Source organism: Neoroseomonas lacus (assembly GCF_014644535.1).
GTDB lineage: Bacteria > Pseudomonadota > Alphaproteobacteria > Acetobacterales > Acetobacteraceae > Neoroseomonas > Neoroseomonas lacus.
This window is the reverse complement of the sequence record NZ_BMKW01000008.1, coordinates 264,594-277,353: the sequence shown is the minus strand read 5'-3', so window position 1 is coordinate 277,353 and position 12,760 is coordinate 264,594. Positions and strand designations below refer to the sequence as shown.

General features: G+C 71.0%; 9 protein-coding genes and 1 pseudogene. 5 read left to right on the top strand and 5 right to left on the bottom strand.

All coding sequences use genetic code 11. From position 1 onward, the window contains the following. Nucleotides 1-67: 67 nt before the first annotated feature. Nucleotides 68-1,039 carry a Bug family tripartite tricarboxylate transporter substrate binding protein gene (locus IEY36_RS17315; protein ID WP_188968889.1) on the bottom strand — a complete coding sequence of 324 codons (972 nt, stop codon included), beginning with the start codon at nt 1,037-1,039 and terminating at the stop codon, nt 68-70. Between the two features lie 275 nt (nt 1,040-1,314). Next, nucleotides 1,315-2,295 (bottom strand): Bug family tripartite tricarboxylate transporter substrate binding protein, encoded by a 981-nt coding sequence (locus IEY36_RS17310; protein WP_188968887.1) that lies wholly within the window; start codon nt 2,293-2,295, stop codon nt 1,315-1,317. 162 nt (nt 2,296-2,457) lie between these two features. On the opposite strand from IEY36_RS17310, the gene IEY36_RS17305 reads away from it, so the two are divergent. Beyond that, nucleotides 2,458-4,089 (top strand): thiamine pyrophosphate-binding protein, encoded by a 1,632-nt coding sequence (locus tag IEY36_RS17305; RefSeq protein WP_188968885.1) that lies wholly within the window; start codon nt 2,458-2,460, stop codon nt 4,087-4,089. A gap of 8 nt (nt 4,090-4,097) precedes the next feature. Next, nucleotides 4,098-6,476: a glycosyltransferase gene (locus tag IEY36_RS17300; protein ID WP_188968883.1), complete on the top strand. Its 2,379-nt coding sequence runs from the start codon at nt 4,098-4,100 to the stop codon at nt 6,474-6,476. Between the two features lie 349 nt (nt 6,477-6,825). Here IEY36_RS17300 and IEY36_RS17295 read toward each other — a convergent pair whose 3' ends face one another. Next, nucleotides 6,826-8,094, bottom strand: coding sequence for a nucleotide sugar dehydrogenase (locus IEY36_RS17295; protein ID WP_188968881.1), 1,269 nt, complete (start codon nt 8,092-8,094; stop codon nt 6,826-6,828). Between the two features lie 115 nt (nt 8,095-8,209). Between IEY36_RS17295 and upp the strand changes: the two genes are divergently transcribed. Both upp and IEY36_RS17285 read left to right on the top strand, forming a co-directional pair. Further along, nucleotides 8,210-8,860 (top strand): uracil phosphoribosyltransferase, encoded by a 651-nt coding sequence (gene upp, locus IEY36_RS17290; RefSeq protein ID WP_188968874.1) that lies wholly within the window; start codon nt 8,210-8,212, stop codon nt 8,858-8,860. A gap of 293 nt (nt 8,861-9,153) precedes the next feature. Beyond that, nucleotides 9,154-9,927: a bestrophin-like domain gene (locus IEY36_RS17285; RefSeq protein WP_188968872.1), complete on the top strand. Its 774-nt coding sequence runs from the start codon at nt 9,154-9,156 to the stop codon at nt 9,925-9,927. Here IEY36_RS17285 and IEY36_RS17280 read toward each other — a convergent pair. Further along, nucleotides 9,927-10,004: pseudogene (locus tag IEY36_RS17280) on the bottom strand (IS5/IS1182 family transposase); the annotation flags it as partial. The gene IEY36_RS17285 and the pseudogene IEY36_RS17280 overlap by 1 nt on opposite strands. A 268-nt stretch (nt 10,005-10,272) precedes the next feature. Between IEY36_RS17280 and argC the strand changes: the two are divergent. Next, nucleotides 10,273-11,250 (top strand): N-acetyl-gamma-glutamyl-phosphate reductase, encoded by a 978-nt coding sequence (gene argC, locus IEY36_RS17275; protein WP_188968870.1) that lies wholly within the window; start codon nt 10,273-10,275, stop codon nt 11,248-11,250. Between the two features lie 196 nt (nt 11,251-11,446). Here argC and IEY36_RS17270 read toward each other — a convergent pair whose 3' ends face one another. Beyond that, nucleotides 11,447-12,748: an aspartate aminotransferase family protein gene (locus tag IEY36_RS17270; RefSeq protein WP_188968868.1), complete on the bottom strand. Its 1,302-nt coding sequence runs from the start codon at nt 12,746-12,748 to the stop codon at nt 11,447-11,449. Nucleotides 12,749-12,760: the final 12 nt, after the last annotated feature.

Below are 12,760 nucleotides of genomic sequence, written 5' to 3'. Positions count from 1 at the left end.
AACCAATCACGCTCTGGCCTCGGCGGCGGGTATCGGCGATCGGGCGGATGCCGCCGCCTCGGTGCGCCTATTCCGGCAGCACGCCGGCCGCGCGCAGGACGGCCGCGCTGCGGACCTGCTCGGCGCGCACATAGGTCATCAGTGCCTCGGGCGTCGCGTATTGCGGTTGGCGTTCGACCCCCAGTTCGCCGAGGCGCGGGGCGAGGCGGACCATCGCCTCGTTGAAGGCGGCGTTGAGCGCCGCGATCGCCGCCGGCGGCGTCCGCGCCGGGGCCAGCGCGAGGAACCAGGCTCCGGCCGCCCATGCCGGCAGGCCGGCCTCGGTCGCCGACGGCACCTCGGGCAGCACGGCGGCGCGCGCCGGCCCTGCCACCGCGATGGCGCGCACCGTGCCGCCGCGGATATGCGGCACGGCGGAAGCCACCGGGTCGACGGCCATATGCGCCTCGCCCGAGATCACCGCGGCCATCGCCGGTCCGCCGCCGCGATACTGCACGATCTGCATCTCGACACCCGGCACCGCGGCGCGGAACACCTCGCTCGCCAGGTGGTTGGCGCTGCCGATGCCGGCGGAGGCGAAGTTGATCTTCCCCGAATTGGCGCGCAGCCAGGTCAGCAGCGACGCCATGTCGGTCACCGGCAGGCGCGGATTGACCACCAGCACCTGCGGGATCACGCCCAGATGCGCCACCCCCGCGAAATCGGCGATCGGGTCATACGGCATGTGCGCGACGAGGCTCGGCGCGATTACATGGGCATTGGAGTGAATGAGGATGGTGTAGCCATCGGGCGCGGATTTCGCGACGGCATCCGTGCCAATCAGCCCGGCCGCGCCACCGGCGCGGTTCTCGATCACCAGGGGTTGGCCAAGCTGCGCGCCGACCGTCTCAGAAAGCACGCGGGCGACGACGTCGGTGGCCCCGCCTGGGGCGAAAGGTACCACGGCGCGGATCGGGTGGTCAGGGCGCCAGGCCGGCTGGGCGCGAGCGATGGCGGGCGTGGCGAGGGCGAGCGCGAGAGCCGCGCGGCGCGTGGTCATGGATTGTAGCCTCCCTGGGACACGGCGTTCAGATGCCGGCCTTCCAGGGCGGTTCATCGCACGTTCCGCGGCGGCGGGCATCCCCCGAGTCGCCCGGCCGAGGCATATGCCGGCAAGCCCATCGGCCCGAAGCCCTGCACCGGGCTGGGGGCGCGCGGCGCGATCGCGCCCGGACCGGCATGGGCCTCCACGGCAAGAGTGCCCGGCGCGCAAGCTAGGCGCCCGGACGGGCGCGCCGGCGCCTGGGGCCCGACAGACACGCCGGGCCGCCGGTATTATTGCGGCTGGACGCCGGCCTGGCGCAGCACCCGCGTGTTGAGTTCCACGCCCTCGCGGACCAGCTCCATCACCTTCGCGGAGGTGTCGTAACCCTCGCGCGGGGCGACGCCCGCCAGTTCGATCATGCGCGGCCCGATGCGCTGGATCGCGGTGCGGAAGGCGAGGCTGAGGGCCGCGACGATCTCGGGCGGCGTGCCCTTCGGCGCGAGGATCGGGAAGTTCTCCTCATGGATGAGGTTGGGGAGGCCCGCCTGCGGCGCGCTCGGCACGTCGGGCAGCGCCGGGCTGCGCTCGGCGGCCGCGACGGCGAGCGCGCGCACGCCGCCCTGGCGCACCTGGCCGAGCGAGGAGGCCATGGTCGGCAGGCCGAACTGCGACTCGTTGCTCATGATCGCGGCGACGCCCGGGCCGCCGCCACGGTAGTGGACGATCTCGAACTGCGTGTCGGTCATGGCGCGGAACAGCTCGCCACCGACATGCACGCCGCTGCCGAGGCCGGCGGAGGCGAAGTTGTAGCGTCCCGGATTGGCCTTCAGCAGCGCGACCAGTTCCTGGGCGGTCTGCGCCGGCAAGCCCGGATTGACCGCGAGCACATAGGGCGAGAAGCCGGCGACCGCGATGCCGACGAAATCATCGACCGAGTTGTAGGGCACGTTCGCGACGATGGCCGGCACCGTGGACTGCGCGCTGTTGATCAGCAGCGTGTAGCCATCGGCGGGCGCGCGCGCGGTGGCCTCGGCGCCGACCATGCTGCCGGCGCCGGCGCGGTTCTCGATGATCACGGGCTGGCCGAGCAGCGTGCCGGCGGCTTCGGCAACCAGCCGCCCGACGATGTCGTTGGATCCACCCGGGGCGAACGGCACGATCAATCGGATCGGCCGGTTCGGGCGCCAGGCGGCGGGCTGGGCGCGCACGGCGGGCGCAGCGAAGCCGGCGGCGATCGCGAGGGTGAGGGTTGCGCGGCGATCCAGCATCATGAACGTGTTCCCTGCGGCAGGGCTGCGGCGGCCCACTGTGGGCCGGCCACGCCGTGCTTCTGAACCTTCATACCGTGGCATGCCGGTTCCGCCACCCCCCGCCATGGATCATCCGCGCGCGGCGCGCTATCGGAAGGGTCGTCCCAAGAAAGACCCAACCGGATGCCGACCGCCGCCGAACGACTGATCGATTTCCTCGCCGCCCAGGGCATTGACCGCGCCTTCTGCGTGCCGGGCGAATCCTACATCGCCCTGCTCGACGCCCTGCACGCGCATGAGGGCATCGACCTTGTGACCTGCCGCTCCGAGGGCGGCGCCGGCTTCATGGCGGTGGCCGACGCAAAGATGACCGGGCGGCCGGGCGTCGTGCTGGTCAGCCGCGGGCCGGGGGCGTGCAATGCGTCGATCGCGGTGCACACCGCGGAGCAGGACGCGGTGCCGCTGATCCTGCTGGTCGGCCAGGTCGAGAAGCGCGACCTGCGCCGCAACGCCTTCCAGGAGATCGACTACGGAAGGATGTTCGGCGGCATCGCCAAATGGGTCGGCGAGGCGACCGAGCCGAACCAGATCCCGGAACTGATCGGCCGCGCCTATGCGATGGCGATGCAGGGCGTCCCTGGGCCGGTGGTGCTGTCGCTGCCCGAGGATGTGCTGGCCGAGGCCTGCACCGCCCCTGCCCTGCCGGCGACGATCGTCGCACCCGCCATCCCGGCACCGGCCGAGGTCGCGCGGCTCGCCGCGATGCTGCGTGCGGCCGAGCGCCCCATCCTGCTCGCCGGCCATGCCTTCGACCGGCCGGGCGGGCGCGCGGCGTTGCAGGCCTTCGCCGAGGCGTGGCAATTGCCGGTCGCCGTCTCCTTCCGGCGGCAGGATCTGTTCCCCAACGACCACGCGCTCTATGCGGGCGATCTCGGCCTGCGCAACCCGGACCAGCAGCGCGCCGCCTTCGCGGAGTCCGACCTGGTGCTGGCGCTCGGGACCCGGCTGACCGACATCACCACCCAGGGCTGGACCTGGCCGGCCGAGGGACAGCGGCTGGTCCATGTCTGCGCGGAGCCGCGCTTCCTCGGCTGGCTGTTCCCGGCCGAGATGGCGCTGGCCGCCGATGCGCTCGCGCTGATCGAGGCGCTGGCCGCCGAGGCACCCGCCGCGCCCGCCGCGCGCGAAGGCTGGAATGCCCGGCTGCGGGCGATCCACTTTGCCGATACCGGGATCCGCCCCGGCCAGCACAATGACGGCGTCGCCTTCGCCGAGGTCGCGCGACTGGTCGGCGAGGTCGCCACCGCCGATGCCATCGTGACGCTGGATGCCGGCACCTTCGGCGCGCCCTTCTATCGCAAACTGCCCTGGGTGCCACCGCAGCGGCTGCTCGCGCCGGTGTCGGGGGCGATGGGCTTTGGCGTGCCGGCGGGGGTCGCCGCCGCGCTGCGCTACCCGGACCGGCAGGTGATCGCGGCGGTGGGCGATGGCGGCGCGTTGATGACGGCGGGCGAGTTCGCCGTGGCCGTTGCGCGGGGCGTGCCGCTCAAGCTGCTGCTGTCGGACAATGGCGCCTATGCCTCGATCCGCATCCATCAGGAGCGGGCGCATCCGGGGCGGGTGTCGGGCACCTCGCTCGCGAACCCGGATTTCGTCGCCTGGTGTGGGTCGTTCGGCGTGCCGGTGACGCGGGTGGACAGCAACGCCGATTTCCCGGCACTGGCGGCGGCGCTGGCGGCACCCGGGCCGGCGGCGATCGTGGTGCGCACCTCGCTCGCGGCGGTGCTGCCCGTCGCGGCGCAGGCGGCCGAATAGCGCGGACCATGACGGTGCCGGCAGAGGGCCAGGCCGCGATGGCCGCCGCGGAGGCGGCCGCGGCGGGGCGTGACCTGCCCGCTGCCGTCGCCCTCGCCGCCACGGCGGTTGCTGCCGAGCCTGGGTTGAGGCTGCGCGCGGCGTTGCTGCATGCGCGGCTGGAACGGCCGGGCTCGGCGCGCGCGCTGGCCTGCGCGGCGCTGGCGGCGAATGACGACCCGGCCCTCGCGGTACTTGGCATCGAGGTTGCCGGGCATTTGCATGTTTCCGGCGCGACGGAGGCGGCGACGGCGGTGCTGCGGCTCTGCTGGCGCGGGCGGCCGGACCGGCTGACGATCGGCCTGTTCCTCAGCGCCGGGTTGCCGAGCTTCCAGCGCAGCCTGCAGGACGGTGCCGACCTGGCGCTGCTGGAGGGGATGGTGGCGGCGGCCTGCCTCGACCCCGGGGCGGGGCGGGAGGCTGACATCGCCGAACTCGCGCGCCTTGCCGAGGAGGCCGGGCGGGATGACCTGCTGCGGACGCTTGGGGCGGCGGTGCAGGCGCGGGGAACGCGCCCGCTGGTCGAGCGGCTGACGCGGCCGGGGCTTGGCGTGACGCAGAGCCTGGCGGGGCTGGCGCATCTCGCGACGCATCGGCCGGCGCGGGCGGCGATTGCCTTCGCGGCGGCCCAGGTGGCGCTGCCGGGTGACCCGTCGACGCGGTTCAATGCGGGGTATGCGGCACTGGCGGCGGGGGATGTGGGGGCGGCCTCGGCGCTGCTCGGCGCCCTGCCGGCGGCGGGGGAGCCGATGCTCGCCGGCGCCGCCTGGCCACGCTTCGGCGAATTGCCCTGGCCTTTCGCGCCCCCCACCGAGGCGACACGGCGCGGCTTCGAGGCGCTGCTGCCGCCGGGTGGGCGCTGGCCGCGCATCCGGCTGGTGACGCCCTGCCTGAATCCGGGGCCGTGGCTGGAGGAGACGATCCTCTCCGTCGCCGCGCAGGGCTATCCGGCGGTCGAGCATGTCGTCGTCGATGGCGGCTCGACCGACGGGACGGCGGCGGTGCTGGCGCGCCACCGGGACCGGCTGCATGGCGTGATCGTCGAGCCCGATGGCGGGCCGGCGGAGGCGATCGGCAAGGGGTTTGCCGGCAACGATGCGGACCTCATCGGCTGGATCAATGCCGATGACCTGCTGGCGCCAGGCGCGCTGCATGTGCTGGGGGCGGCGTTTGCGGCGGACCCGGCGGCGGATCTGGTGCATGGCTGGTCGGTAGCGCACCGGGCGCGGCGGATCACCGGGTTGCAGCAGCCGCTGCCGGGCGGGGTGCGGGACTTCACCGTCGCCGGGTTGGCGGATGTCTTCGGGCGCTGGGGGGCCGGGCGGTTTTTCCTGCAACCCGAGGTTCTGGTCGCGCGGCGCTTCTGGGAACAGCTCGGCGGGCGGCTCGATACCGGGCTGTCGGCGGTGTTCGATTACGAACTGTGGCTGCGCGCGGCGGTGGCCGGGGCGCGCATCGCCCAGGCGCGCTGGCCGGTCGCGTTTTATCGGACCCATCCGGCGCAACGCAGCGGGCAACGTTCGGCGCTGGCCGCCGAACAGGTGATGGTGCGCGACCGCTTCGCCGCCCCTGCCCCGCCGCCGGCCCGCGTCGCGAACGTGGCGGCGCGGCTGCGTGGGGCGCTCCGGCCGGCGGGCCGCCCGGTGCGGCTGTTGCTGGTCGACCCGCATTGTGCCGAGACGATCTCGCCCGCCGCGAAGGAGGAGGCGCGCGCGGCGCTGGCCACGCGGCGGATCGCGCTCGAGGTCGTGCCACGGGTGGCGCCGGGGGCGGTGGTGGCCGATATCGTGCTGCGGCTGCTCGCGGCGCATGACGGGGAGGATTGGGTGCCGAGGCTGCGCCGGCAGGGCTTCGCCGGGCCGGCGATCGGCTGGTTCCTCGAGGATGACCGCGACGCCGCCTCCAATGCCGCCATGGCGCTCACGCCGGATATCGTGGTGCCGTCGCGGGCGCGGCGGCGCGGGGTGCTGTTGCAGGAATCGGCGCTGGTGACGGAGGCGATGGCGCCGCCCTGCGGGCTGGTCTCGGGCGCCGAGGCGCGCGCGGCCTTCTCGGTGGCGCCGACGCCGGGCGCCGAAGACGATGCGGTGTGGCAGCCGGGGGCGATGCGCCTGGCGGCGGCGCGGCGTGGGGATGGGCCGATGGCGGTGGCCGAGCCGGGGGCGGCGGTGCTGGCGCTGCTCGCCGGGCGCCCGCCGGTCGCCGCGGATGCGCGGCTCGCCGAGTTGTTCGAGGGGCCGCTGCCGGAGGACCGCGCGGCGCTGCACAAGCTGGGGCTCGACCGGTTGTTGGCGCCGCGGCTGCTGCGGCTGCTGGACCGGCTGGGGGCGATCGCCGCTGCCGGGTGAATGCCGGATGGGCCGCGCACCGATCGCGTTCGGGCGGAATTATCGGAACGCGTGAGGATGCTCGCCAGACAACGCCAGGAGCAGGTGGCGTGAACACCCATGAATGCAGCATCGTCGAGGCACGATGGGACTTTGATGGGTGGTTCAGTGCCTGGGCGCGCCGCCGATATCGGGGCGATAGCCGAAGTGGCGGTGAGGAGCTTGGCTGCACCTGGGCGTCAGTGGGCGTTTGCCGGGTCCGGCACGGGCCCGCACCCCTGCCCTACCCAAACCAGGCTACTGACCTGGGCGGCTGAGTGCCGGGGCCGCATGCGGCAATGCGCCGGATGGCGCATGCCCGAATGGACACTCAAACCGCCCGGACGCGGCCGGACGGGTCGGGCGGCAGCAGGCCGAAGGGGTCGAAGACCAGCGGCGCCAGGGCGGTGATCGGCACTTGGCCATAGGCGCGGTGCGGCGTGCCGAGGATGACGGCGTCCGGTGCGGCCGCCGCGAGGTCGGTGACGCGGTGCAGGTGGCTGAGGGCCGGCGGCGTCTCGCCCAGCACCGGGTCGTGCCACAGCGCCTCGGCGCTGCGGGCGGTCAGGGCACGCAGCAGGGCGACGGGGGCGGCGCCGCGCAGGTCCGGCACCTCGGGCTTGTAGGTGACGCCGAGGACCAGGACGCGGCGGCCGGCCAGTGAACCGCCCAGGCCGTGTTCCACCGCGGCAAGGATGCGGGCGGGGCGGGCGCGGTTGGCCTCGGTGGCGCTGGCGAGCATGGCGGAAGGCGCTCCAACGCGGGCCAGTTCCATCTGCAGGAAGGCGGGGTCGACCGGGATGCAGTGGCCGCCGGCGCCGGTACCAGGCCAGAAGGGGGCGAAGCCGAAGGGCTTGGTCGCCGCTGCCTCGACCACCGCGCGGGTCGGTACGCCGAGGGCGGCGAAGCCCCGATGCAGTTCATCGATCAGCGCGATGTTGACCAAGCGGTATGTATTTTCGAGCAGCTTGGCGCATTCGGCGATCTCGGGGGTGGCCACCGGCACGACACAGTCGGTGATGCGCTCCCAGAAGGCGCGGGCGCGGGCCATCGAGACGGGGTCGGGCGCGCCGAGCAGTCGGGGGGTGTGGCGCGGGCCGGGGGTGGGGCCGCCGGGGTTTTCGCGCTCGGGCGAGACGGCGAGGAAGACGTCGCGACCAACCAGCAGGCCGTCATCCTCGAGGGCGCGGCGGCACATGCCGTTGGTGGCGCCGGGCTGGCAGGTGGAGACGAGGCAGACCAGCGCGCCGGGGGCGAGGTTGGCGCGGCAGGTGGCCAGGGCGGCGGCGACCAGGGAGAGGTCGGGGCGGCCGGTGGCGTCGAGCGGCGTCGGGACGCAGATGAGCCAGGTCTCGGCCCGCGGCAGCGAGCGGGGGTCGGCGGTGGCGGTGAGGCGGCCGGAGCCCCCTCGGCCGTGGCCAGCCGCTTCCGCAGCGCGCGCCACCGTGGGGTCGAGGTCGAAGCCGGTGACGGAGAAGCCGGCGGCGGCGGCTTCCAGCGCGATGGGCAGGCCGACATAGCCCAGGCCGATGACCACGACCTCCCCAGCGGCGACCGGGGCGGTTCTGGCAGCAACGGGCATCAGTCCGGTGTCTGGCATGGGAGTATAGTTGCTGATTGCCGAGATTAAATCAACCTATTGGCGAATCAAGCTGGGGGCTCTGGCGTCGGCCGGGGCTTTGGGCCAAGCAGGCGGGACGGCAGGGAGGCGGGCGATGGGCAAAGAAGTGGGGATGGCGGCGCCGGTGCATGTGGCGACGCATCCGATGATCCAGCACAAGCTGGGGCTGATGCGGGAGGCGGGGTGTCCGTCCTCGGAATTCCGGCGGCTGCTGGGCGAGATCGCGATGCTGCTGTGTTACGAGGTGACGCGGGATTTGCCGCTGGAGCAGGTGCCGATCGAGACGCCGTTGGAGCCGATGATGACGCCGCGGATTGCCGGGCGGAAGCTGGTGCTGGCGCCGGTGTTGCGGGCGGGGTTGGGCATGCTGGATGGCATGCTGGCGTTGTTACCGGCGGCGCGCGTTGCGCATGTCGGGCTGTATCGGGACCCGGCGACGTTGCAGGCGGTGGAGTACTACTTCAAGGCGCCGAGCGATGTGGCGGAGCGGTTGGTGTTGGTGCTCGACCCGATGCTGGCGACGGCGAATTCAGCGGTCGCGGCGATCGACCGGTTCAAGGCGCGGGGATGCAGGTCGATCCGGTTCGTTTGCCTGTTGGCGGCGCCGGAGGGGATCGCCCGGTTGCAGGAGAAGCACCCGGATGTGGAGGTTTGGACGGCGGCGGTCGATAGGGCGTTGGATGAGCACGGCTATATCCGACCCGGGTTGGGGGATGCGGGGGACAGGATATTTGGGACGGCTTGAGGGGTATTTGGGGTGTAAGTGCTTGGGATTGTGCATTTTAAGATTTTAGGATTTTAAGCTTTTACGCCGTTCCGAGACTGATGGGACGTCGGGCGCCGCGACGCCGCCGATGTAGAGAACATACACGGAACTTCGCCGAAGATCCAGGGTAGATGGCGTCGGATTGAGGCTCGGCCCATGACGGGCTGTGGGCAACTGGACAAGCTTTGGCTTCGGGTGTGTAGGTCTCCGCGCATTTGCGTCCGCGGGGCCTTCGCGCCACGCGACGTGGACCCTGGATGGACTGGCCCGGCATGGCTGACAGCTTGTACGACCTGGACTTCTCGATCCTCTATCCCCTTGTCGTGGCGTTGAGCGTCGGGTCCACCGTCCTGGGGGCGTGGCTCGGCAATCGGGCGCAGCGCCGGGGAAGCAAGGCGGAGGATCTCGGGATGCTGGCGGGCTCGGCCCTGGGGCTGCTGGCGCTGTTGCTCGCCTTCAGCTTCTCACTCGCCTTGTCTCGGTTCGACACGCGCCGCTCCATGGTGCTGCACGAGGCCAATGCGATCGGCAGTACGGCGAACTTCGCGCTGATGCTGCCAGAGCCGGCGCGGCAGCCGATATTCGACTTGCTGCGTGAGTACACGGCCGTGCGGACTGGCCTCGGGCGGCCGTACGACGTCGCGAAGCTTGAGCAGGACGTTGCCCGCTCCGTCGCGTTGCAGGGCAGGCTTTGGCAAATTGCCGTGGAGGTGACGGCGGCGTCGCCGCAATCCCTGCCGGTCTATCGGTTCGTCGGCTCGTTGAACGAGATGAACAACGTCCACGAGAGCCGCATCACCGCGATCCGCTATCGCATCCCCGGTGAGGTGATGGTGATGCTGTTTGGCGTCGCCATGATGGCCATGGCGCTCACCGGTTTCCACTCGGGTGTACGCGGTGCCCGACGGCCCGTCGCCACGGTGCTGATGGCGATGACCGTGGGGGTCGTGATGACGCTGGTGGCCGATTTGGACCGGCCGGCTCGCGGCTTCATCAAGGTGCCGGTGCAGCCGCTGATTGACGCGGCGAGCGGAATGCCGCGCTAGACGCCCTTCGCACTCCTGCGGCTGAAGCGATGGAAGGCGCTGTTCCAACTGCCGAATCGCTCGGGCAGGTCGCGCCATCACAGCTACGAACCCGCGTTGACAGATGTTCAGGTGGACCACTACCGTTTGCGCGATGGGTAATCTTCGCCTCCGCACCGCGAACCGACGCCGTCGCTGCTTCTCAGCGGCGGCTTTCGTGGCTGCGTGCAGACAGGCCCCTCTCCCGGTGAGATCCGTCCCGTAGCGGTCCACTCCTGAGGCGGCATCAGCCCGCATCTCCGAACCCCCGCAGCCCCTGGCTTCGGGGGTTTTTCTTTGCCCGTACTCCAGCATCAGGACACCCCCATGAGCATTCGCGTCGGCATTGTCGGGATCAGCGGTTTTGGCGGCGGCGAGGCGATGCGCCTGGTCGCGAGCCACCCGACTTTCGAACTGGTCTACGCCGCAGGCGAGGGCAGCGCCGGCAGTCGGTTGGGCGACCGCTTCCCCGGTGTGCCGGCCAAGTTGGCCCAGCTGGTGATCGAGAAGTGGGACCCTGTGACCCTGCCAAAGCTCGACATGCTGTTCGCGTCGCTGCCCACGGGCGCCTCGGCCGAGGCGTTGGCGCGAATCCCCAAGGACGTGAAGATCGTCGATATCGGCGGCGACCACCGCTACATCGAAGGTTGGGCGTATGGCTTGGCCGACGTCTGGCCAGACCAGATCGACGGACAGACCCGTGTTGCCAACCCTGGCTGCTTCCCCGCGGCGACGTTGACGGCGCTGGCGCCGTTGCTGGTCGACAAGCTGATCGAGCCGGGCAACATCGTGATCGACGCCAAGACCGGCATCTCCGGCGCCGGCCGGGGCGGCGCCGACAGCAAGTTCGGCTACGCCGAGAGCAACGAGAATCTGGTTCCCTACGGTCTGCTCAAGCATGTCCACATGCCCGAGATGGCCAAGACGATCGAGCGGCTGAGTGGCGGCAGCGCCGCCGGGCTGGTGTTCACACCACACCTGGTTCCCATGACCCGTGGCGTACTCGTCACCATGTACTGCCGCGGCAGCGCCACCACGGGCCAGTGCTTGGACGCGGCGCGCCGCTTCTACGCCGGGCGGGCGTTCGTCCGCGTGACCGACAAGCCGCCGCAGACCAAATGGGCTACCGGCTCGAACCTCGCATTCGTCAGCTATGCGGCCGATCCGGAGCGCAACCTGGTGATCGCGATGGGCGTGGTCGACAATCTCGGCAAGGGAGCGGCCGGCCAGGCAGTACAGAATGCGAACCTGATCTGCGGCCTGCCAGAAACCGCGGGGTTGGATGGCGTACCTGTTTGGCCGTGAGATTTCGGCAAACCGCCCATCCCGGTCAAAAGAATTGGCAGGCGGAGTATCCGCTCTTGGGAGCCTGGGGTTCAGATACCAATGCTTGGCCCGGGCACAAAGCGGGCATCAAACCCGCCTGACACCAAGTATTGGTTTCCAAAGGCCTCGGGCCTTTGGTGGGGTGGCTTGGAGGGGCAAAGCCCCTCCAACGTTCCTACGCAACCTTGCGCGACGCCGGCATGCTCTGCATCGCCGCGCGGAACGCCTCCAGCGTCTGCGCGATGTCCGCGGCCGTATGTGCGGTGGACAGGTAGAACTTGCTGTCCCCTTTCAGGATGCCGCGGCTGCGCATCACCGTGTTGACGTGCTTCTGCATCGCCGCGTCCTGGCGCAGCATCGCGCGGTAGTCGCGCATGTCGCCGGCGGCGTAAACTACGTCGAACAGCACGGGCTCGCCGAGGCACTGTGCCGGGATGCCGGCTTCGGCGATCAGCGTGGTCAGCCCGTCCATCAGCTCGCGGCCCATCGCGAAGACCTTTTCGTAGGTGCCGGGTTCACGGAGGACTTCCAGTGTCGCGAGGCCGGCGACGGCGGCGACGGGGTTGCCGGAGAGTGTGCCGATCTGCGTCATGAAGCGTTCTTCGCCGACCGCTGCCTTGTCGAACATCGCCATGATGTCGGCGCGGCCGCCGATGGCGGACAGCGCGAAGCCGCCGCCGACGATCTTGCCCATGGTGCAGATGTCGGGGGTGACGCCGTAGTATTCCTGGGCGCCGCCATATGCGAAGCGGAAGCCGGTGACGACTTCGTCGAAGATGAGAGGGATGCCGAGGCGGGCGGTGACGTCGCGCACCGCCTGGAGGAAGCCCGGCTTGGGCGGGATCAGGCGCTGGAGGGGCTCCATGATGACGCCGCCGATCTCGTCCTGGTGGGCTTCGATCAGGCGCACCGCGGCTTCGATGTCATTGAAGGGGGCGACGAGGACTTCGTTGCGGACGGCGTCGGGGATGCCGGGGCTGTCGGGAACCGCGTCGGGGAAGTTGGCGAGGCGCTTGGGGGCGAGCGACATCAGGCCCCAGTCGGACATGCCGTGGTAGCCGCCTTCGAACTTCACGATCTTGGGCTTGCCGCGGAAGGCGCGGGCGAGACGCATGGCGTAGAAATCGGCCTCGGTGCCGGAGGTGAGGAAGCGCACCTGCTCGACGCAGGGCATGGCGTCGACGATGGCCTCGGCCAGGTGGATGCCGGGTTCGTTGTTGGTGAAGAAGGTGGTGCCGAGCGGGATCTGCGCCATCACCGCCTCGGTCACCGCCGGGTTGTTGTGGCCGATGAACATCGGGCCGGAGCCGAGCAGGTAGTCGATGTAGTCGTTGCCCGAGACGTCGGTGACGTGGCCGCCCTGGCCCGAGCGGATGATGATGTCGTTGGCGAAGTTGCCGAAGCCGCCGCCGGGCAGCACGCGCTTGGCGGCTTCCATCAATGCCAGTTCCTCGGCGCCCTTGGCGATGCCCGTCATGATCCGCTCCTT

Excerpts from the sequence above, each read along its gene's own strand:
- IEY36_RS17315 (WP_188968889.1), bottom strand. The coding sequence starts at position 1,039 with ATGACCACGCGCCGCGCGGCTCTCGCGCTCGCCCTCGCCACGCCCGCC.
- IEY36_RS17310 (WP_188968887.1), bottom strand. The coding sequence starts at position 2,295 with ATGATGCTGGATCGCCGCGCAACCCTCACCCTCGCGATCGCCGCCGGC.
- IEY36_RS17305 (WP_188968885.1), top strand. The coding sequence starts at position 2,458 with ATGCCGACCGCCGCCGAACGACTGATCGATTTCCTCGCCGCCCAGGGC.
- IEY36_RS17300 (WP_188968883.1), top strand. The coding sequence starts at position 4,098 with ATGACGGTGCCGGCAGAGGGCCAGGCCGCGATGGCCGCCGCGGAGGCG.
- IEY36_RS17295 (WP_188968881.1), bottom strand. The coding sequence starts at position 8,094 with ATGCCAGACACCGGACTGATGCCCGTTGCTGCCAGAACCGCCCCGGTC.
- upp (WP_188968874.1), top strand. The coding sequence starts at position 8,210 with ATGGGCAAAGAAGTGGGGATGGCGGCGCCGGTGCATGTGGCGACGCAT.
- IEY36_RS17285 (WP_188968872.1), top strand. The coding sequence starts at position 9,154 with ATGGCTGACAGCTTGTACGACCTGGACTTCTCGATCCTCTATCCCCTT.
- argC (WP_188968870.1), top strand. The coding sequence starts at position 10,273 with ATGAGCATTCGCGTCGGCATTGTCGGGATCAGCGGTTTTGGCGGCGGC.
- IEY36_RS17270 (WP_188968868.1), bottom strand. The coding sequence starts at position 12,748 with ATGACGGGCATCGCCAAGGGCGCCGAGGAACTGGCATTGATGGAAGCC.